The 20,015-nt window shown below is 53.1% G+C and carries 15 protein-coding genes; 9 read left to right on the top strand and 6 right to left on the bottom strand.

Translation table 11 applies throughout. The features are described 5' to 3' along the window. Positions 1 to 227: 227 nt before the first annotated feature. Entirely contained in the window at positions 228 to 1,676 is a 1,449-nt protein-coding gene (locus JNJ77_10930; GenBank protein ID MBL8823092.1) for a DUF1501 domain-containing protein, read from the bottom strand. Between the two features lie 132 nt (positions 1,677 to 1,808). Next, entirely contained in the window at positions 1,809 to 4,385 is a 2,577-nt protein-coding gene (locus tag JNJ77_10925) for a DUF1549 domain-containing protein (protein MBL8823091.1), read from the bottom strand. Positions 4,386 to 4,536: 151 nt separating this feature from the next. Here JNJ77_10925 and JNJ77_10920 point away from each other — a divergent pair, with 151 nt between their 5' ends. The 3 genes from JNJ77_10920 to JNJ77_10910 are packed head-to-tail and all read left to right on the top strand — an operon-like array spanning position 4,537 to position 6,556. Then, positions 4,537 to 5,223, top strand: a complete 687-nt coding sequence (locus JNJ77_10920) for a glycosyltransferase family 2 protein (GenBank protein ID MBL8823090.1) — start codon at positions 4,537 to 4,539, stop codon at positions 5,221 to 5,223. Then, positions 5,220 to 5,573, top strand: a complete 354-nt coding sequence (locus JNJ77_10915) for a DUF2304 domain-containing protein (protein MBL8823089.1) — start codon at positions 5,220 to 5,222, stop codon at positions 5,571 to 5,573. Before JNJ77_10920 ends, JNJ77_10915 begins: the two co-directional genes overlap by 4 nt. Further along, complete coding sequence (locus JNJ77_10910; protein ID MBL8823088.1) at positions 5,573 to 6,556, top strand: hypothetical protein; 984 nt, start codon at positions 5,573 to 5,575, stop codon at positions 6,554 to 6,556. Before JNJ77_10915 ends, JNJ77_10910 begins: the two co-directional genes overlap by 1 nt. Before the next feature lie 154 nt (positions 6,557 to 6,710). Here JNJ77_10910 and JNJ77_10905 read toward each other — a convergent pair whose 3' ends face one another. The 3 genes from JNJ77_10905 to JNJ77_10895 form a co-directional block, all read right to left on the bottom strand. Further along, complete coding sequence (locus tag JNJ77_10905; protein ID MBL8823087.1) at positions 6,711 to 7,313, bottom strand: thermonuclease family protein; 603 nt, start codon at positions 7,311 to 7,313, stop codon at positions 6,711 to 6,713. 65 nt (positions 7,314 to 7,378) lie between these two features. Next, entirely contained in the window at positions 7,379 to 8,431 is a 1,053-nt protein-coding gene (locus JNJ77_10900) for a hypothetical protein (protein ID MBL8823086.1), read from the bottom strand. A 395-nt stretch (positions 8,432 to 8,826) separates the two neighbouring features. Continuing rightward, positions 8,827 to 9,324 (bottom strand): hypothetical protein, encoded by a 498-nt coding sequence (locus tag JNJ77_10895; protein ID MBL8823085.1) that lies wholly within the window; start codon positions 9,322 to 9,324, stop codon positions 8,827 to 8,829. A gap of 937 nt (positions 9,325 to 10,261) precedes the next feature. Here JNJ77_10895 and JNJ77_10890 point away from each other — a divergent pair. Together JNJ77_10890 and JNJ77_10885 are read left to right on the top strand one after the other, a co-directional pair. Then, positions 10,262 to 11,335: a DUF1559 domain-containing protein gene (locus JNJ77_10890; GenBank protein MBL8823084.1), complete on the top strand. Its 1,074-nt coding sequence runs from the start codon at positions 10,262 to 10,264 to the stop codon at positions 11,333 to 11,335. Positions 11,336 to 11,507: 172 nt separating this feature from the next. Continuing rightward, complete coding sequence (locus JNJ77_10885) at positions 11,508 to 12,611, top strand: phytase (protein ID MBL8823083.1); 1,104 nt, start codon at positions 11,508 to 11,510, stop codon at positions 12,609 to 12,611. Between the two features lie 103 nt (positions 12,612 to 12,714). Here the strand turns inward: JNJ77_10885 and JNJ77_10880 are convergent, their stop codons facing one another. Beyond that, positions 12,715 to 13,293 (bottom strand): hypothetical protein, encoded by a 579-nt coding sequence (locus JNJ77_10880; protein ID MBL8823082.1) that lies wholly within the window; start codon positions 13,291 to 13,293, stop codon positions 12,715 to 12,717. Positions 13,294 to 13,933: 640 nt separating this feature from the next. Between JNJ77_10880 and JNJ77_10875 the strand changes: the two genes are divergently transcribed. From JNJ77_10875 to JNJ77_10860, 4 genes are all read left to right on the top strand, one after another. Beyond that, a complete protein-coding gene (locus JNJ77_10875; protein ID MBL8823081.1) occupies positions 13,934 to 16,366 on the top strand; it encodes a VWA domain-containing protein in 2,433 nt (810 codons plus the stop codon). Beyond that, positions 16,333 to 18,279 carry a hypothetical protein gene (locus JNJ77_10870; protein ID MBL8823080.1) on the top strand — a complete coding sequence of 649 codons (1,947 nt, stop codon included), beginning with the start codon at positions 16,333 to 16,335 and terminating at the stop codon, positions 18,277 to 18,279. The genes JNJ77_10875 and JNJ77_10870 overlap by 34 nt, the downstream gene beginning before the upstream one ends. 146 nt (positions 18,280 to 18,425) lie before the next feature. Beyond that, positions 18,426 to 19,388 carry a cysteine synthase A gene (gene cysK / locus JNJ77_10865; GenBank protein ID MBL8823079.1) on the top strand — a complete coding sequence of 321 codons (963 nt, stop codon included), beginning with the start codon at positions 18,426 to 18,428 and terminating at the stop codon, positions 19,386 to 19,388. 128 nt (positions 19,389 to 19,516) lie between these two features. Further along, positions 19,517 to 19,945, top strand: coding sequence for a hypothetical protein (locus JNJ77_10860; GenBank protein MBL8823078.1), 429 nt, complete (start codon positions 19,517 to 19,519; stop codon positions 19,943 to 19,945). The last annotated feature ends 70 nt before the right edge of the window (positions 19,946 to 20,015 follow it).

Below are 20,015 nucleotides of genomic sequence, written 5' to 3'. Positions count from 1 at the left end.
TCCACCACGACGACCGGGAAGCAAACCTTCCAAACGGGCCCACTGCTCATCTGTCAACTCATGACGATGCATCGGCTTACTCCTTGCCTAATCTCGCACCATCATTTACCATCTTGGCTAGATTCAATCAACACGGCCTAGGACAATGGCTGTTTATTTACGCGGGTGCACGTGTGACGCCGTTTCGGCACCGTTAGCGACTACGCAAACTGTGGCACTCAACTCCTCTACACCACTTGCTCAATTACCTCCGCACCTTCTACCCCCACCAGCTTCTGATCCAAGCCGCCATAGAAGTAAGACAACTTGTTCTGATCCAGCCCCATCTGGTGCAGAATCGTGGCGTGCAGGTTCTTGACGTGGTAGCGGTTGCTGATGGCAGCGGAGCCTAGTTCGTCGGTTTCGCCGACGCTCACGCCGCCTTTAATGCCGCCGCCTGCCATCCACATGGTGAAGCCATAGCTGTTGTGGTCGCGGCCGGTACCCTGGGCGTATTCGGCGGTGGGTTGTCGGCCAAACTCGCCGCCCCAGACTACCAGCGTGCTATCGAGCAGGCCCCGGCGTTTCAGATCAGCCAGCAGGCCGGCAATCGGCTTATCGGTATCGCCCGCGTGCTTGGTGTGGTTCTTCACGATGTCGGTGTGGGCATCCCAGTTGTCGTCATTGTGGGCGCCGCCTGAGTAAATCTGAATGAACCGCACGCCCCGTTCCACCAGTCGGCGGGCGAGCAGGCACTTGCGGCCAAAGTCTTCCGTGCGGGAGCCATCGATGCCATAGAGTGCCTTGGTCTCTGCCGATTCCTTGCTGAAATCGACCGCTTCGGGAGCATGCTGCTGCATGTTGTAAGCCAGTTCATAGCTGGCAATGCGTGCCGCCAGTTCGCTGTTGGCTTCCCGGCCACGCTGGTGTTCGTTGTTCTTCTCACGCAGCCTGTCGAGTAGATCGCGCTGGGCAGCACGAGTCATGCCAGGTGGCAAATCGAGATTGAAGATTGGAGTCTTGGTTGCACGCAAGATGGTGCCCTGGAAGCTGGCAGGCATATAGCCCGATGCCCAGTTGCGTGGTCCGCTGATCGGCCCGCCTTTATTATCGAGCATCACCACGTAGCCCGGCAAATTCTCATTCACGCTTCCCAGGCCATAGTTGATCCATGAGCCGAGCGATGGATGGCCTGAGAGCAGTCGGCCTGAATTCATCATCAACAGCGCTGAGCCGTGAATAGGCGACTCGGCATACATCGAATGAATGAAAGCAATGTCATCGACATGCTGGGCGAGGTTCGGGAAGAGATCGCTGACGTACTTGCCACACTGGCCGTACTGCTTGAACTTCCACTTGGGACCGACGGCCCGGCCTTCGTTGCGGTGCCCACCCCGACCAAAGGTTTTGACGGGAATGGTCTTGCCATCGAGTGGATAGAGCTTGGGCTTGTAGTCGAAAGTATCAACCTGGCTCGGCCCGCCGTACATGAAGAGGAAGATGACCGCCTTGGCCTTGGCGGGAATCATCGGTGGCTTGGGTGCCAGCGGATTGACGAACTTACCCGACTGATCGCTCGCCTGCAGCTTGTTGAAGAAGCCGTCGCTGGAGAGCAAGCCGGTGAGAGCAACTGCGCCGAAGCCACAGCCTGTTTCCCACAACGCTTCACGACGGGTACGGTGACAGAATTGGGACATGGGTTTCACCCTAAGTCTAGTTCGTTGTTTTGATTGTACACACTCCGCCAGTATGTCCGGCGGGGTGTGGATTCTTGTTATTCGAAGCACACCCCAGCGGAGTACCGCTGGAGTGTGGCACAGGTTTAAAGCTCAATCCACATACACCATTTCGTTCGCATTCAGCAGCATCAGCATCACCTGCTTCATGGCCTGGGATTCGTTCATGCCATGCTTGGCTTTGAACCGCTCCAGCAATTCAACATCCTTCTGAATTTCCGCTTCCGTGGAAACACGACCGGTGGTCAGACGAATGGCACGGCCAATCTGCCCCTTCACATCGCTGGGCACATCCTTCGCAACGCGCTGGGCCAGTTTCTCCGCCTGCTGGTTCGTGAACTCGCTGTTGAGCATGCCCAGGGCCTGGGTAGGCACCGTCGTCGTGTACCGCACCGGGCAACTGCTGTCCGGATCAGCCTGATCATGGCTCACCAGAATAGGCACCTGGAGCGAACGCTTGACATAGACATAGATGCTGCGTCGGGCCGCTTCCTCCGCCGAAGACTTACCCCAGCCATCACCCGGAATCGATTGCCCCGCCAGCACTTCCCTGGGGATGATCGGGTAGACACTGGGGCCATACATCTTCATGTTGAGTGTGCCATTGACCGACAGGATGGTGTCACGCACTTCCTCTGCAGTGAGGCGGCGAGGGTTGAAGTGCCAGTATAGATTGTTCTCGGGATCCATGGTGGTCGCATTCGCTCCACTTGAAGAACCCCTCACCCCCAGCCCCTCTCCCCGGGAGGGAGAGGGGAGATTGGTTGCCTTCACCCCTGCCCCCTCAACCCTGGAACTCATCTGATACACATTCGACATCATGATCAACTTGTGCAGCCGCTTCATCTTCCAGCCATGGGTCATAAAGTCGGTGGCCAGCCAGTCGAGCAATTCGGGGTGGGTAGGTGGTGAACCGAACTTGCCGAAGTCGTTGGAACTGGCAACGATGCCTTTACCCAGATGATGCTGCCAGATGCGGTTGACTATCACGCGGGCTGTCAGCGGATTGTCCTTCGAGGCAATCCAGTTGGCCAGCACGGTTCGTCTGCCACTCGATTTGGCTTCCTTCGAAGGTGCAGGCAACTCCGGGTCTTTATCGGCCAGCACGCTGGGATAGCCTGGAGACACGCGGGCACCAGGAGAATGAGGCGATCCACGCACCATCACAAACGTGGGAGGCGGATTCACTTTGCACTTATTCACAGATAAGGCCAGGTCCCGGTCCGGCTCAGGCTTACGCTTCAACTGGGTCTGTTCTTTCTTCAACGTCTCATATTGCTGCTTCTCATCTTCCTTCCAGTACTTGTTTAGTTTCTTGATCACCTCAGGCCGATCCAGCCCTTCGGATGCTCGCTGTTCTTCTTCAGGCATACGCTTGATGATCTTATCTTCCAGGAAGGTCATCTCCTTTTCCAACGCATGCAGCTTGGCCTGCCGGGCCGTGAACTCAGCTTCATACCTAGCCCGTTTCTCCGGCGGAGAAATATCGGTCAGGTTGTAAGGCGAGCGCACATTCCGATCCAGACTGAAGCGTTCCACATCAGCAAAGAAAGCCAGCAACTTGTAATAGTCCGCCTGCGGGATTGGATCGATCTTGTGATCGTGACACCGGGCACAGTTCATGGTGATGCCCAGAAAGCCCTGCGACGTGGTCGCGACAATATCATCCATCTCATCGAACCGGGCCTGCTTCGGGTCTGCTGGTTCATCATCCCACAAGCCAAGCCGGTAGAAACCGGTAGCGATAATCGCATCAGGGTTCTCGCCCGGCAACTCATCACCCGCCAACTGTTCCTTGATGAAGAGATCATAAGGCTTATCGCTGTTCAAACTGCGGATGACATAATCGCGGTATCGCCAGGCGAAAGGCTTCGGGCCATCCCGTTCGTAGCCATTGGTTTCCGCAAAGCGCACCACATCGAGCCAGTGCCGTGCCCACTTCTCGCCGTAGTGCGGCGATGCCAGCAACTTGTCGATCAGCTTCTCATAAGCCGCAGGGTCTTTGTCGTTAACAAAGCTGTCGATCTCTTCAGGTGTTGGGGGCAAGCCAGTCAGGTCGTAGGTAGCCCGTCGGATCAGTGCCAGTTTGTCCGTAGCCGGGCTTGGCTGAATGCCCTTTGCTTCCAGCTTGTCCAAGATGAACGCATCAATAGGTGTCTTCACCCATGCAGTGTTCTTCACCGCCGGTGGCGCTGGCGAATTGACCGGTTTGAACGCCCAGTAATTCTTCGATTCCGCTGTCACCACGCCGCCCATTGCCTTGTGCTCTTCTTTCGAAGTTTCAAGCTTGACCGAATCGGACCAGGGGATGCCATCTTTCATCCACTGTTCGAGCACGGCCAGCTTCTCAGGGGCAAGCTTGCCTGTAGGAGGCATCTCGTAGCCATCCTGATGATGAATCGCTTTCCAGAACAGGCTCTCGGCAGGCTTCTTCAGATCAACCGCAGAACCGGTATCACCACCTTTCAGAATGTCTGCCCGCGAAGTGATGCGCAGCCCGCCCCGAATCTTGGCCTGCCCGCCATGACATTTGAAACAGTTTTCCTTCAGGATAGGCAGAACCTTGCTCTCAAAATGCTGCAATTGCGCTTTGGTCGCCTTCGGCGGCTCCTGGGCCTGCATCGATACTGCAACCACCGTTATGATCAGGGAAAGGATCAATAATCGCATGAGTTCAACCAGATACGGTCTGAAGGCAAGCAATAACACGCTGAGCATTATTGCCCAAATGGCAGGAAGGAGCATTCTCCCTCCTTTAGTTTATCATAACCCACCGTGAAATCATATATCCTGTTGCAACAACACCTTATAATACTTTCACATGGCCATGCATTCTCCATCCATCTGGATCATCGTCCCGGCATATCAGGAAGCAGCCCGGCTTGGCAACACTTTGCACACATTAATGCAAAGTTATCGGCAGGTCGTAGTCATCGACGATGGCTCCGCCGATGCTACCAGCCAGGTGGCCCACGATGCTGGGGCGTGGGTTGTCCGGCATCCTATCAATTGTGGCCAGGGCGCAGCATTGCAGACAGGCATCACCTTTGCCTTGCAACAAGGTGCAGACTACCTCGTCACCTTCGATGCTGATGGCCAGCATGATCCCACTGAAATCCCCAGGCTGCTTGAGCCACTGCAAACCGGCCAGGCTGATGTGGCACTTGGCTCGCGGTTCCTCGGCAACACCGTCAACATGCCTTGGACTCGTCGCTTCATTCTGAAAGCAGGCGTACTCTTCACTCGCATCGTTTCCCAGATGCGGGTGACCGATACACACAATGGCTTTCGCGCTCTCACACGACAAGCCGCCTTGAAGATCAACCTGCTCCAGGATCGCATGGCACATGCCTCAGAAATTCTCGACCAGATCCGCAGGCATCGCCTACGCTATGTCGAAGTACCTGTCACCATCCGCTACACCGCCGACACCTTGGCCAAGGGACAATCATCGCTACACGCTGTGAAAATTGCAGGCGAACTCCTGCTCGGGAGAATGATCAAATGAACCTGTTTCAAATTGCCGCCGTCACTGTGCTCTCGTGCCTGGTGCTCTGGGAGTGGGTCAGACACTACCGCTTGCAGACCAACCTCGCCGGCCCGCTGTTCCGCTCCGCCATCTGGCTGAGTGCCATCGGCTTCATTCTCTTCCCCGATTCCCTCACCTACATCGCCCGCTGGCTCGGCATCGGCGTCGGTGCCAACCTGCTTCTCTACTTGCTGACGTTGTCCTTCATCGCGGTCAGTTTCCTGCTCTACGCCCGGCAAGTTCAGTTACAACGGCAAATGACTTTGATCATTCGCCAAATGGCCCTGAGCCAGCCCGTAGCACCCCGCAAATCCACAGGCCCCTCGTAATGCTTTGTTTACTCACTGCACTTCTGCTGCAACCAGCCTCGCTTGCAACTCCTCAAGCCAGCGTGGTGATTCTTCAAGGTGGCGAGTCACCAGCACAGGTTTTGCAACTGCTGAACCAGACAGGTAATCGCGTAACAACACGAAATAATCTGCCTGTTCAATGGCCTGATAAGCAGTTTCAGTTGACTGCAGGTAAAAAGACCTTTTGGGAACTGCTCGATCTTCTTACTTTGCAGTGCCAGCTATCGGTGCAGCTGAAAGCAGAAGAGATAGAGTTATCCAGCATCGATTCCACTACAGCAACCTACATCGCCTACAGTGGCCCCTGGCGGGCCAGGCTGTTGCGTCGAAGCATCGTGGCCTATGAAGACGCATCGCTGGATAGGCTGATTCTTCAAGTAGAACTGGCCTTGGAGCCACGACTAGTTCCTTTGCTGATTGCCTTGCAGCCTGCTGGACAAAGCAGCCCTGCAACGAGTTACAGTTTCGAAGGAGAACCGATCAAGGTGCTGGAGTTTCGCCTGCCTCGCCCGCCGCGAACGCAAACGCATCTGGAAGAAGTGCAACTCGCTGGCATAGCCTGGCTCGCCCCGGGACGCATTACCATGACCATGCCCTGCCAGCCGAACACTCAGGAAAAGAAGTCCGGCATCACTGCAATCCTGCGTCGCGTGGATAAGAACTCCGCCAGCCAGACCTGGGAACTCTCCACCGAAGTGCAATATCCCCCCGGCACACGCGAATGGGAAAGCCATCAAAGCAGGCTGTTCAACTCTCTCAAGCTGCAACTACGCAGTGATTCCAACATCATCACACCCGTAGGCCGGGAAATCCGCACCGATTCAGGCAGCACCGTCAACGCCAACTGGCTCCTCCGCAATGTCCCCAACAGCCCCTCACCCTGGAAAGTAGAACTCACCATCCCCACCACCCCCCAGGAAATGCCCGTGCAGTTCACCTTCCGCAAGGTGGCGTTACCTTGATGTGCCGAGTAAGATGGGTGAGCGCTAAGTCTCAGGTGATAAGACACCCACGAAACCAAGCTCGCCCCATCAGCGCTTGCAATCGCAAGGCGGGGCGAGATTGATTCAGTGACTTCAGTATCGTTTCGAAGCTGTTTCGCTCGACCCACACTGTTTAGCTAATTCTGCCGAATAAACTTTTTGCTTTCAGACGAATACCTATGAAAGTGGCGACAAGGAGTAGGCAAACCAATGCTATAGATGTTCTGCTCCATCCATTTGGACTAGTAGGTTTTTTAACTGAAGCATTTTCATTCGGTATGTTACGGTCTTTCCGAAACTGCCAAGGCGAGATTGGATTATTTAATGCCCATAAACCACTTTTTGAATTTCTGGCTTCAGCTTCAGCATTTGACAACGATTTTGAGCTCGAATATTCCTTGAAGTGCCAGGCCATGCCGCACTTAACTAACTCTAGGTTAACGTGTAATTCACCAACAAAAACGTCTCCTAGTATGCGTCCATAACGATCCTTTTTCGACCAACGAATCGTTACATCCTTTCCCATTATCAATGTACTTAACGCATCCTTACTCTTTGAGCCGAATGGCTGGCTCTTTTCTGGAGCATCAATGCCTTCGAGCCGAATCTTATGTTGTTGTTTTTCAGAATCCAACACTACTATCGTGTCTCCATCAGTAATTCCAACAACTTTGCATGTCATCTCATCGGGAGAAATAAGCGTGACCAGGACAAGTTGAATTAATATTTCTAGCACAGCATCATTATCCTTCAATAGCTGGGTATCACAAGCTGCGAATCACTCACGTTGATCAATTGCTCTTAGAACCAATTTACGACGATGCAAACGCAGGCTGTTGCCCCTACCACTAGGATAACACATAACAACATTAAGCAACCACTGCTCTCTGGAATCTTTTGATGTTGCTTGTCCACAAGTTGCTGAGAATTAGAAGGACATGGCCGTCCCTCCATAATTCCTGTTGCAGATTTGTCAAAGAATATTTCTAATCTCTGGTTACATAGTGTGTATTCTTGTTTGATGCATTCCGTCCATTGCCCGTGTTGTTGAAGATGCTTCATGATTATTTTGGTTCGATTACTAGCATCCTCAATAATTAAGGCTCTTTCCTTCTCAAGAAAATAGTTCAGCAAATCTTGTCGTATCGAAACATCACCTGCAGAAAGCCAGCTAAACCGATTTTCGAGCTCATGGGGGATTGTGTACTTCGAAATGCTCTCAAGAAGATGCTGTTCAATAATATTGCAAGCCAAGGTTGGGTCGCAGTCTGGTCCAATAACATAGCTTGCCTTCGAACTCGGGCTGAACTTTTTCCAAAGTGTTTGCACCATGTCATATTTAATCTGCAAGGGCATTCTCGGCGGTAATAGATTGTAAAGTCGTTCTGCAACCAAGCCACTCATTTTTCTGCGTCCAGTTCGCCAGAGCGGTAGTATATTTTCTGCGTATTCTCTCTTGCTTGCACCATATTGATTTTCATATTCGTTCAAGATCACGGAAAGATCGCTTTCAGACAAACTGAATAGATACTGTTTCACATCAGCGTCTGTCCCTCCTAATAATTCAGACAACTTCTTCGCTTCATCAATGTGTTGTAGTGCTTGTTCTAAACCTTTATTCTTGAATGTTGACTTTGCAGACGAACGCTGAGCTTGAATCTTCCAGCGATGTTCTTCGTCCTTTACAGCTGTATGCCTAAGTTCAGAGTAGAGAATTGAATTGATGTCTTTTACCGTGATTGATGGTAGATCAAGCTCTCGACAAATGGAAGTTCTAATCTCTCTCGCCTTTAATGGGAGTGGAGAATTCTGAAGAATCTTTAGAATTGCATCCTGGAGTTGCTTACGGCTCATTGAATGATGTGCTCATTTTCATGGAAGGAATGAACGTAACCACGAGAATAAAGAACGATACTTTGGGTTACCGTAGGTAGCAGAGATCTGGATTTTGCAACCCAATAATTGAAGAGTTTTGACTGTCCTAAACTGGCTGCCGAGGGATGCTAAGTCCTTACCACGTTGCTCTAAGTCATAGATGATGGTGCTAATTTGTGAAATAATTTGATCCCGGTCGGTTGGCGTCATGTGTCCGCACTGGCTTGCTAAAGAGTCGAGCACTCTATTAGCTTCGATGTCGTCGCTGATGGTTAGATTAATCGTTGACATCGGTTCATTTTAAAGCAGCTTTAACATACTGGTTTTGAAAACGAATTTAGTTCGGACTGGCGTTGCAAACCAATTTCAAGATGCTACCAGGAAGAGAACACTGCTATGCACATAAATGCTCCAAGACCACCTGCTATGATAGCTGCAATCATTAGAGAACAACCACTTCCACGTTGTTTAGTTTGAGACAACGTCAGTTTGCCTTTTTTTGCTGCGTCGCTTGTCCCCATAATTATTTCGGTACGCCCAAGCGAGCTATCTTGAGTGTGAGTAATCGTCACGTCTTGCCCGGAAGATGCAACTTCACCAGTATGATGTGCCATTGTTCCAAGAGCATGATTCAATGCACCTGCATCGGTAACAAGTTCCTGCGCCTTTTTATTAACTCCAATCATGGCTTCTGCATGTTTTATTTTTAACTGTTGTTGCTGCTCAACTGTTAGACCGGTCAGGTCTAGCTGCAAATTTGCTCCAAGTTGGATGACTGCACCAGAACCTGCAGTTGCTGCAAGATCCTTATTTCCCGATTGTTGATCATTCAATCGGATCAAGTTCTTTTCCGTGCTATCGTTGATCGCCATGAAATGCTCCAGTGCAAACTACAGCCAATTCACTCACAATGCAATTTAGCTTGCAGCATGTTGGGATACAAGAGAAATGCTACAAACGCAGCCTCTTGAGAGCTAAAATACAGTAAATCTGAATAAATCGACCACATCAGTGAATTACTCTAGCCTGTTTTAGCCGAGTAGGATGGATCGAGCGCCAAGTCTCTGGTGATAAAACACTTGCGAAACCAGGCTCGCCCCATCAACGCCTGCAATTGCAAGGCGGGGCGAGCTTGATCCAGCGTATTAACCATTTTTTCAAGGTTTTATCGCTCGACCCGCCCTACTGCTTCTCATTCAACTGCTCATCCGCAAAACTGTATCCAGGTCTGCATCGGTATGGCTGGCAAAGCCTGCGGAGACAAAGTCCTTGGTTCGTCTTCCTCAAAGAGGATTTGTGCACACCCCGCAGGCCGGCCGGAGAGTGATGCTGCAACTCCTTAGGTCTGCTGCAACAGATCCCGCGACGTTGGTGCGTCTGTCTAATATGTTGCGAGAGCACACGTGCCTCGCAACTCTACGCTGTGACACACCCAACGGTTATCGAATATCGTGTTTCGGAGGCACCGTCGCTCAGCAGCAGTACACCCACCTTTTCTCAACTTCTGCCCAACAAAAAGCTAGCGTGCCTAGACGCAAACCGCGGTATCCTCACTGCCTGCAGTCTACATCAACTCTACACAAAACCTTTACTGACACTTCTCGGTTGCATGACAGCAGTAGTCCTAGAATCTCGTTGCCGTTAAGCATCAATAGTTTTTGACCGGCAGCGATCGAAGCTGAGTGGTCCAATTGCTGCTATGGATCGGCACACTGAGTATGGCTGAGTTTGCTTGACTAGCATCAACTCCGTGTTTGGCAACTGCCAAACAACTCCTTTTCTTTTTGACGAATCTGCTGGAGGCTTAGGATGAACACTTGTTTCCCATCAAGACGTCGAGCAGGGTTCTCCCTGATTGAATTGCTGGTAGTGATTGCGATCATTTCCCTTTTGATGGCCATGTTGCTGCCCGCCATTCAAAAAGTACGTGAGGCAGCCAACAAGATGATTTGCCAAAGTAACATGCGACAATTTGGCATCGCGATGCACAATTACGCAGGTGACTACAGCAGCCAGCTGCCTCCAGCCAGAGGTTTTGCTCCAGCAGGTCCAAAGATTGACGACAAGCACCGCTGTTGGACACACCTGGTGTTGCCGTACATCGAGCAGGATAACGTTGCCAAGCAGTACGACCCGAACAAACGGTGGAGCGACGCCACCCCCAATCTAGGCGGACTGTCCAACCTGGATGTTGCGAAGGCTAAATTCAAGGTCTTCATCTGCCCCACTTCCCCTTCCGAAAGAGCAGCGAATACCGCCTTCACCACGACCTTCAGCCCCGGGCCAGGCTCGGCATCGATTCCAAGCGATTTTTTTGGTCCTGGCGACTATGCAGCCATTCGCCAGGTGCGATATCGCTTTTACCGTGCAAATGGCTTGACCATTGCGGATAGTGCAGGCAGCCCAATCATTGATCCACCTGGAATCACTGCTGATAGCGAAGCTTCTCTGGGTGGCCCGATGAAGCAAACTATCAACACACCAATCATGTCGGTTTTTGATGGATTGTCGAACACCATCCTGTTCGTTGAAGATGCTGGCAGACCTAATAACTGGCGCAGGGTAGGAAATTCACCTCGAGTTGATCAGGCACCTGCGCTCACAGACCAGCTCGGCTGGGCCAGTCCCGATGGTGGTGTTATGAGTGTGGATGGATGCAACAGTAACACTGGCAACGTGAATGGCGGAAGTGCACCACGCACGACGGCCAACGCCATTATCAACTGCAACAATGATAGCGAACCCTACAGCTTCCACCCAGGTGGTGTCAATGTATGTATGGGCGATGGCTCGATTCGCTTTATCAAGGAAACGATTTCTGCCCGGGCGTTTGCTGCTCTGTGCACAGCTCGCGGCGGTGAAGTAAATTTCCTGGATGACTAGTCACCGGGTGAAGAATACCCGTACATCTCTGGCGATGACCTGACGTAATCATCAAGACTGACGGACGTGATTAATGATACCTGCCAGACTCATCAAAAGTGGATAATGCTGTAATTTCTTTCCGGCCCGCGTTTGTGCGGGCCGATGTCTTTTACCAGGATGGCTCACTCTTATGCTTCGAATGTTCATATTTCTGATGGCAGTTGCGACTTGCTCTGCAGGTTTACTCTTTCCACAAGACTCAAACCCAGCTGCCGATCGCCAGGGTGTACTGCTCCGGCCAGAACCAAAATTCGAAACGGTGTCGTCGGGTACTACAGAAGACAGCTTTGATGATCCCGCTATCTGGATACATCCCAGCGACCCGGCATTAAGCCTTATTCTTGGCACCAATAAGAAGGGCGGGATGCATCTCTTCCAACTGGATGGACGCCAGCTTGGGGTGGCAAGTCCCACCACACATCCAAACAACGTCGATATCATTTATGGGTTCCCTCTGCGCCAGAAACCTACCGATCTGGCTATCAGCGTCTGTCGCGACAAGACGAATCCCTGTGTTCGAGTCTGGAAGATCAACCCGACTGCCCGGACCCTGGAGGAAATCACCGGACCCGAGGGAATCAAGGTATTTGATGGTGATGTTGGCTATGGCTCCTGTACCTATTTCAGCCGCAAGACCGGCAAGCATTACTTCTTCGTAAATCACAAAAACGGAAAGTATGAACAATATGTGCTCGAGGATACCGGCGATGGCAAGGTGCGTGGGAACAGGGTTCGCACCTTCCAGGTATCATCGCAGGCCGAAGGGTGTGTGGCCGACCAGGAAACAGGTGCCCTCTATGTCTCTGAAGAAGACGTTGGTCTCTGGCGTTTCTCAGCAGAGGAAGATGGCGGGAACGAAGGTCGACTTATTGCCAAAGTCGGTGAGCACGGGCTTACTGCCGATTGTGAAGGTGTCACGATCTATTATGCGGCCGGAGGTAAAGGATACGTGATCTTATCGAGCCAGGGGAACAATACCTTCAAAATCTACGATCGTGGCCCCAACAATTCCTTTATCGGCACCATTGATCCTGCAGCAGGCAAACTCGGCAAGGTATCGGAAACCGATGGGCTGGAGGTCACCAACCGTCCTCTTGGTCCTCTGTTTCCCAAGGGTTTGCTCGTGATTCAGGACGGCACTAAAAGGCCAGACGGTCAGCGCTTTAAACTTTACTCCTGGGAAGATGTAGCTGTCGACCGACTGATCATCGACACGGATTATCGCCAGCGCTAGAGTCGTAGCACTGCCTCACCTACTCGTTAAGCAGTACTGGGTCATGCGATACATTGCACAACCAGCACTGCTTGCGGAATACCGAAAGCAGTAGCACAGTATTCTACTGCTTTTCATTCAACGGCTCATCGGCATACTGAACCCAGGACTGCACGGGCTTGATGGGCATTGCCTGTGCCTGCAGAGATAAAGGCCTGGGCTGTTCTTCTTCAAATAGAATTTGTGCATAACCTGCAGGCGGGCCTGACAGCGAGGCTGCAACACCTTCCGTCTGCTGTAGCAGTTGATGCAGCCCCTGCTTGAGCTGATCAATGCTCCGGCGGGTCTGGCTTCGTTCCAGGTGCAAGGCTGCCAGCGACTGCTGAAGCTGATTGCGATCCTGGCTGATGCTGGAAACTTCCTTACGCAGCTTTTCTATTTCCTGTTGAGCCCGTTTCAGATCGCGCTGATTGAACGATAGCTGCAATTCCTGCTGCTGCGACCATTCGGTCAGCAGGGATACCTGTTCCTGTGATTGGCTCAGAGTGCCTTGCAACTGATCCCGCTCCGTCATGGTGGATTTCAGTTCCTGCCTTAATAGTTGCGTCACTTTGATACTGGAAGACTGGTCCTGCTGGCTGGCGGCAAAAAGCACGCTGATTGCCCCGATGAAGGCAACCCAACCCCACTTGGCCCCTGGCATTTCACTCCCTCCACTCGGATGTCGGCTCGCGGTGCTCTCGTCAACTGGTGCGTAGTGACACTTACATGTCACATTGACGATAGACTGACATAGTTAAGCATCGGTGGACTCTCTTTCATACTTTGCGATTCTTGACACTGATGGCAGCGAGTTTAATCTTTTCCCGGTCGAGGGACGATTGCTGTAGCGATTGCAGCAGTTGTTCGCAGTCTTAGTTGAATAGGTGTCATACCCATGTCAACGCAATTAACAGGCAGCTCACTTTGCAAAACTCAACTTCCAGACTGGCACCGTTTGCCTACCCTGTATTTCTCCTCCCCTTGCCAAGGGGAGGCCGGGTGGGGGTTGAATCAGCGACATATCAGTGTCAATCACTACACTCTTCATGCAAAGTTGTGGCAGGGTTATTCGGTACTCCGGATGACCCTGCTGGATATGTAAAACTCAGTAGTTCTGCAGGGTCATGCATGATTACATGCATGACCCTGCCACACCTACCGGTTTCTCAACTGGCACCTGGTCACCCGCCCTGTCAAGAGGAGGTACGTGAGAAGTTTCTGAAGAGCACGCAAACCTCATGGCTTCATGCTCCCGCGATGCTATGACAGTAGTATGAGTTGATATTGCAAGGGGCCTTCGCTTGGATGGACTGGCGTCATGGCTGATCAATGAACCGGGCGCTGCTGGTACGCGCCTGCTGGAGTATGCGTGGAGCCTGCGAGCCATTCCACCCTGGTGGGTCTGGGTTCCCGCCATTTTGCTCATGGCTGGCCTGTCCTTCTGGTTCTATCGGCAGGAAAAACTCGCCCGCTGGCAACGCACTCTACTCGTTCTACTTCGCCTGGGCGTCTTCTCTCTCATCCTGCTCCTCATCTGCAGGCCTACTCTCGAAGCAACGTTGCAGTCACAACAGCCACGGCCTGTTGTCCTTCTGCTCGATAATAGTCTGAGCATGGCACTGATTGATCCCCGCTCGCAGGCTGCTGACAAATTACGGCTGGCCCTAGCTGCTCAACTTGTCCCGCCTGATACCAGCATTAATCCTTCCAGTTCCATGAGCCAGGTACCGCAAGGCACACCCGATCAGCTTTCCCGGGCCGATCTGGTTCGTCTGCTTCTGGCTCATCCGCAATTGCAACTTGTCAAGAAGATGGAAAAGCACAGCCCGGTGCGGATCATGCTCTTCGGCCAGTCGCTCAACGGCTCGCAGATCAACGTGCAGGCAGGAGGACAGGTTTCCATCGAAGGTTTCACTGCCACCGAAACCGCATCGACGCTGGGCGATGCACTGTATCAGTTGCTCTCTGCTGAGATCGAAGCTGATCTGCCTGCTGCCATCGTGGTGATGACCGATGGCCTGGAACAGGGGAGTGCTATCGCGCCTGAACAATCGGTCAAGCGGGCGAAAGAGTTCAGCATACCCATTCACACCGTAGGCATCGGCTCGACCGACTGGTCGCACCTGCAGATCAAATCGGTCACGGTGCCTGAAGCCATGTTTCTCGAAGACACCGTGCAGGCGCATATCACCTGGCGTGCGCAGGGGCTGAAAGCGTTGCCGATGACCATGACGATTTCACTGAATGACATCATCGTTGCCCGGAAAGATTTGGCAGGCCGCAACGGCGAGCAACTGCAGGAAACCATTCCGCTCGTGGTGCCAAAGAACCTGACGACCGATGGCCCGGTTGATCTGCGTGTGCAGGTCACTGGCCCGGCACTCGAAGATTCGCCGCTTTCCACCATCGAATGGAACCAGCGGGTGCGGGTCATTGATCGACAGGTCAAAGTGTTGCTGATTGATCAGTCACCCCGCTTTGAAACCAAGTTTCTCATGTCCACGCTGCTGCGCGATCGACGGGTCGAAGCACATTTTCACTTCACCGGCAACGACCCGGCAGGCATGCAGAAAACTCCGTTCGAAGCGCAGCTTCCCGCTTCACGAGCTGATCTGTTCCAGTACGATCTGGTCATTCTGGGCGATGTGAACCCTGAAGTCTGGGGAATCGAAAAGCTGACCTGGCTGCGCGACCTGGTGCGCGAAGGCGCCGGGCTGGTCATGATTGCAGGCCACCGCCACTCACCAGGCAAATACATGAAAACTGCGCTGGAAGACGTGTTGCCGGTCGAAGTGCCGCAAGAGCTTGAGCCCATTGATTTTTCCCGCAAGACCGAATCCGTTCTGCCTTTGCTTACCTCCGCAGGTCAGCGTCATGAGATGATGGCTTTGGCTGATGAGCAGGATGCCAACCATAAGCTTTGGCAGGAACTTCCCGGCTTTTATCAGATAGCCAACGTGCTGAAAGTCAGGCCCGGCACCGTGACATTGCTGGAACATCCCGACAAGAACATGGGCGAACGGGGCAGGCCTGTGATGGCGCTGCAACGCTATGGCCGGGGGCAAGTGCTTTACATCGGCTCCGATGAAACCTGGCGATGGCGAGCCAATGGCGGGGAAAAACTCTTCGCTCGCTTCTGGGGCCAGGTGGTCTATCAACTCGGGTTGCCTCGGCTGCTGGGTGGTGCTCGCCGCGTGCAGTTCTCCTTCGACCGCCTGGAACAGTATGTAGGCAAACCCGGCTTCCTCTATGCTCGGGTCTACAATCAGGAATATCAACCTGTTCAAGATGCACGCCTGTCGGCACGTATCATCCCGCTCGACCGTACTGGCAAGCCGAGTGGCGAACCCGTTTCCAACCTGAATCTGGAAGCCATCCCCGGCCAGCCAGGCGACTATCGCGCTCTGCTCAATAACGAAAAACCGGGCCGCTTCATGCTTGCCATGGAATCACCCGAACCGAGCCAGATGCCTTTCCATGTCGACTTCGCTCCGCATGATGAGCGATTGCCTATTCCAATGAATGCTGCCCTCTTGAAATCGTTGAGCGAAGGCAGTGGAGGCACCTTCTCCCGCGAGGAAGATTTGCATCTATTGCCTGAACGTATTAAACCCTTGCTGGGCATGTATCAATATCGTCGCGACTTTGTCCTATGGAACCCCCTGGCGCTGGTGCTGATCGGCTGTCTGCTGACTGGTGAATGGATTATCCGCAAACTCTCCAATCTGAGTTAATGCCACGCATGCCTGAAATACTGCTGCAAAAACTCGGTAGCCTGGCACAGCACGAAAGGCGTTTGCGCCTGGTCTGGGGAATTGCCCGCATTGTTGCCATCACCGTGTCGCTGTTCCTGATCTTTACCGGCATCGATTGGCTCATTGATCTTTGGCGGGATACTCCCGGCTGGCTACGCTGGGGTATGCGTTTCACCGTTGCAGGCACCATGGGCTGGCTCACCTGGCAATGGCTGATCAAACCGTGGAACCAGGGGCTTTCCGGCAACGAACTGGCCCTGTGGGTCGAATCGCAGGATGCTTGTTATGGCCACAACCTGGTTACCGCAGTGCAACTGAATGCTCCCGGCGCTAACCAATCAGGCATGTCAAAAGAACTGATCGCCAAGGTAACGCAAAATGCCGAGACGATGGCTGAGCATGCTGATTTCACGGAGCTGCTTGACCAACGGCGCTGGCGATGGAGTTGGACGCTGCAGCTTCCCGCATTGCTGATTCCACTGGTCCTCTGGCTCAAGTGGCCTGATACCACTGCGATACTCTGGCAACGGTTCATGGGTTCCGCGCAGCCCATCCCACGCAGCGTGCATCTGCTCAACATCACTCCCACGCTGCAGCCCAGTGGCGAACCAGCCACGCTGACGTACCTCGTCACAGGCAACTGGTCTCAGGAGATGACAGGCGCCGTCGAGATTCGACCTGAAGGCCAGGCTAAAGAAACTTACCCTCTTCGGTTCCACACGGTCACCAACGAAGGTGCGTTGTTCACCACGTCGCTTCCTGCTTCTTCCACTTCGTTCACGCACGATGCCTGGCTCTACGATGGCCGTTCGCATGAATCGGGTGAAATCAACTTCGTCCCCCGGCCTGTGCTCACTTCGTGGGAAGCATCGCTACTGTTACCCCGATATGTGGGGTTGCGGCCTGATGGTTCACCATACGAACTGCCTCAACCTAAAGGCGATTTGAAACCGGTGCCAGGCAGCGTGGCCCGCATCCAGGTCAGTACACCAACTCCCATTGCCGAGGCATATGCTGAACTGCTGGCGCCATTACTTCCTGAACTGGGGGCACAGTTAGCTTTGCCCGTCGGCCCGGTTGCTGTGCCGTTTCTACTTCATGCTGAACAATCTCTCGGCTGGACACCCAGTGCAGCCGGCCCGCTATTGCCTCTTGCCCGCATCCCGCTGTCCATTGCCTCGGATGGCTTATCGGCATCGGCACAAGTCGCGCTTCCCTCGCAGGCTGCTGCTTATCGCATTGTGGTGAGTGACCAGCATGGCTTAACCAACCGGCCGATACCGCGCCGATCCATTTCCTTTCATCCTGATGAAGTGCCCGTTATCACCCTGTTGCCCGAACGCTTTTCCCAGCCGAGCGAAGGCGCGGAAGAACTCGATCTCGATGGCATGCCCGTACCCTTGGGTCGCTCCATCCGCATCAGCTACCTGGTGCGTGACGACCTGGCTATCGATTCCGTCGTGTTCCGCTACCGCATCAACGAAGGCCCCTGGGAACAGTTGCCTTTGACCGAAGCAAAAGCCGGCCAGCAAGGCACCTTTGATTTCAAGACCGGTGCAATTACATCAAGTCAGCCCAAGGACCAGATCGCTTTTCACACGGTGCAGCCTGCTGACCCTGAACGAGAACTCGGAAGGGTGCAGGGTGGCGGACGCTTTGATTTCCAGACACGTTCCATCCCGCAACTGAAACTGGGCGACACGCTCGAATACTACCTCGAAGCCCGCGACCGCCACGCCGACCCCGACCGCAACCTCGGCCGGTCTGTCGTCAGAAGAAAATCCATTGTCTCCGAATCGCAGTTCATCGACTGGGTGGTCAACGTCGTGCAGCAGGAAAACCGCCTCAGGCAAGTGGAAAAGCAGCAGCGGAAGGTTTTTGAGCCGCGATAACATTTCTCCACTCTCCGCTGGTAGGAGAGGGGCCGGCGGTAAGGGTGTTTTTATTGTCAGCCCTTTCAACAGTTTTCCTTCCACCCAACCATTCATCTTGCTAAAATGCTGCTGCCTCTCTTGCATTACAATAAAGGGAATTCGCCATGCCTCTCGGCAAAACGTTTGACAGCATTACCCACACGATAGCCAACACCCCCATGGTTCGCCTGCGTCGGGTGATCCCTGCCGAGCATGCCACGGTCTTTGCCAAGTGCGAGTTCTTCAATCCGCTCAGCAGCGTCAAGGATCGCATCGGCGTCGCCATGATTGAAGATGCTGAACGCCGAGGCATCCTCACCAAAGACACCCATATCATTGAACCGACCAGTGGCAACACCGGCATTGCCCTGGCTTTTGTCTGTGCAGCCAAGGGTTACAGGCTGACGCTGACGATGCCTGAATCGATGTCGCTGGAACGCCGGGCTCTGCTGCGTGCCATGGGCGCGAACCTCGTGCTCACCCCCGCCGCGGAAGGCATGCGCGGCGCTCTCAACAAAGCACAGGAACTTGTCGATAACGGCGGAAAGCACGCCTGGATGCCCCAACAGTTTGATAACCCGGCCAACCCTGCCATCCACGAACGCACTACCGGACCCGAAATCTGGGAAGACACCGCCAAGAACATCGATGCCATCGTCTGTGGCGTAGGTACCGGCGGAACGATCACTGGCGTTGGTCGTTACATCCGCAAGTTCAATCCCAACTTCAAATGCATCGTGGTCGAACCAGTGCTCTCCCCAGTCATCACCCAAACCCGCAACGGTGAACCCTTGAAACCCGGTTCGCACAAGATTCAAGGCATCGGCGCTAACTTCGTACCCAAAAACCTCGACCTGAGCCTCGTCGATGAAACCCTGCAGGTCACCAACGAAGCAGCGATGGAATGGTCACGCCGACTGATGATCGAAGAAGGCATCATGGCAGGCATCAGCAGCGGCGCCAACGTCTGGGGCGCCGCCCAGGTCGCCGCCCGGCCAGAATATCATGGTAAACGTATTGTCACTATTCTGCCAAGCTTGGGTGAAAGGTATCTCTCGACAGCATTGTTTGATGGGTTGAAGGATTGAGGATGTGACTTAGCGTAGCTAACAAATTGATCTTTGCTTTCTCCCCTCGACCTGGGAGAATGGCTTGAGGTAAACGGGTTCTTGGTCTTAGATGCTCTAAGGGTTAGTTCTTTCATGTGCAGTTAAAAATGAATCGCCGCATCGCTCAAGTACTTTTACTGGCGTATCTCGTTTCTCTCGCACTTCCAGCCTTCTATATGCCTGGATTGGGTATCTCTGGAGCAAAAGGCTCTGTGTACTATGGATACGAGATGCTGTTTTCGCTTCCATATGCAATGCTGACGATTGCGTGGTGGGCCAATCCAGTGTGGTTATTGGGGTTGTATCATCTCTTTCAAGGCAACAGAAAATGGTCCTTTCGATGTGGACTACTGGCAACCATATTGGCATGTTCGGTTTTTCTGTTCGGCGTAACTCCTCCCGACACTGTCCACCTCTCTCAATTCTACCCAGGCTTTTATGTATGGATCGCATGCATGTTCGGTGAGTTTGTTGCATCCTTCCAACTCAAATCTCATGACGATAAGAAACAGCCTTCCTACACTGAAGATTCGTGACATTCGGTTCCACGGAAGGTTGTGTTGTGAATAGCTCGCTGTGAAATGACCTCCTGAGGTCATGAGACCC

The sequence above is a fragment of the Planctomycetia bacterium genome (genome assembly GCA_016795155.1).
GTDB lineage: Bacteria > Planctomycetota > Planctomycetia > Gemmatales > HRBIN36 > JAEUIE01.
Note: the sequence above shows the minus strand (reverse complement) of the source record. Positions and strands in the feature narration are given on the sequence as shown.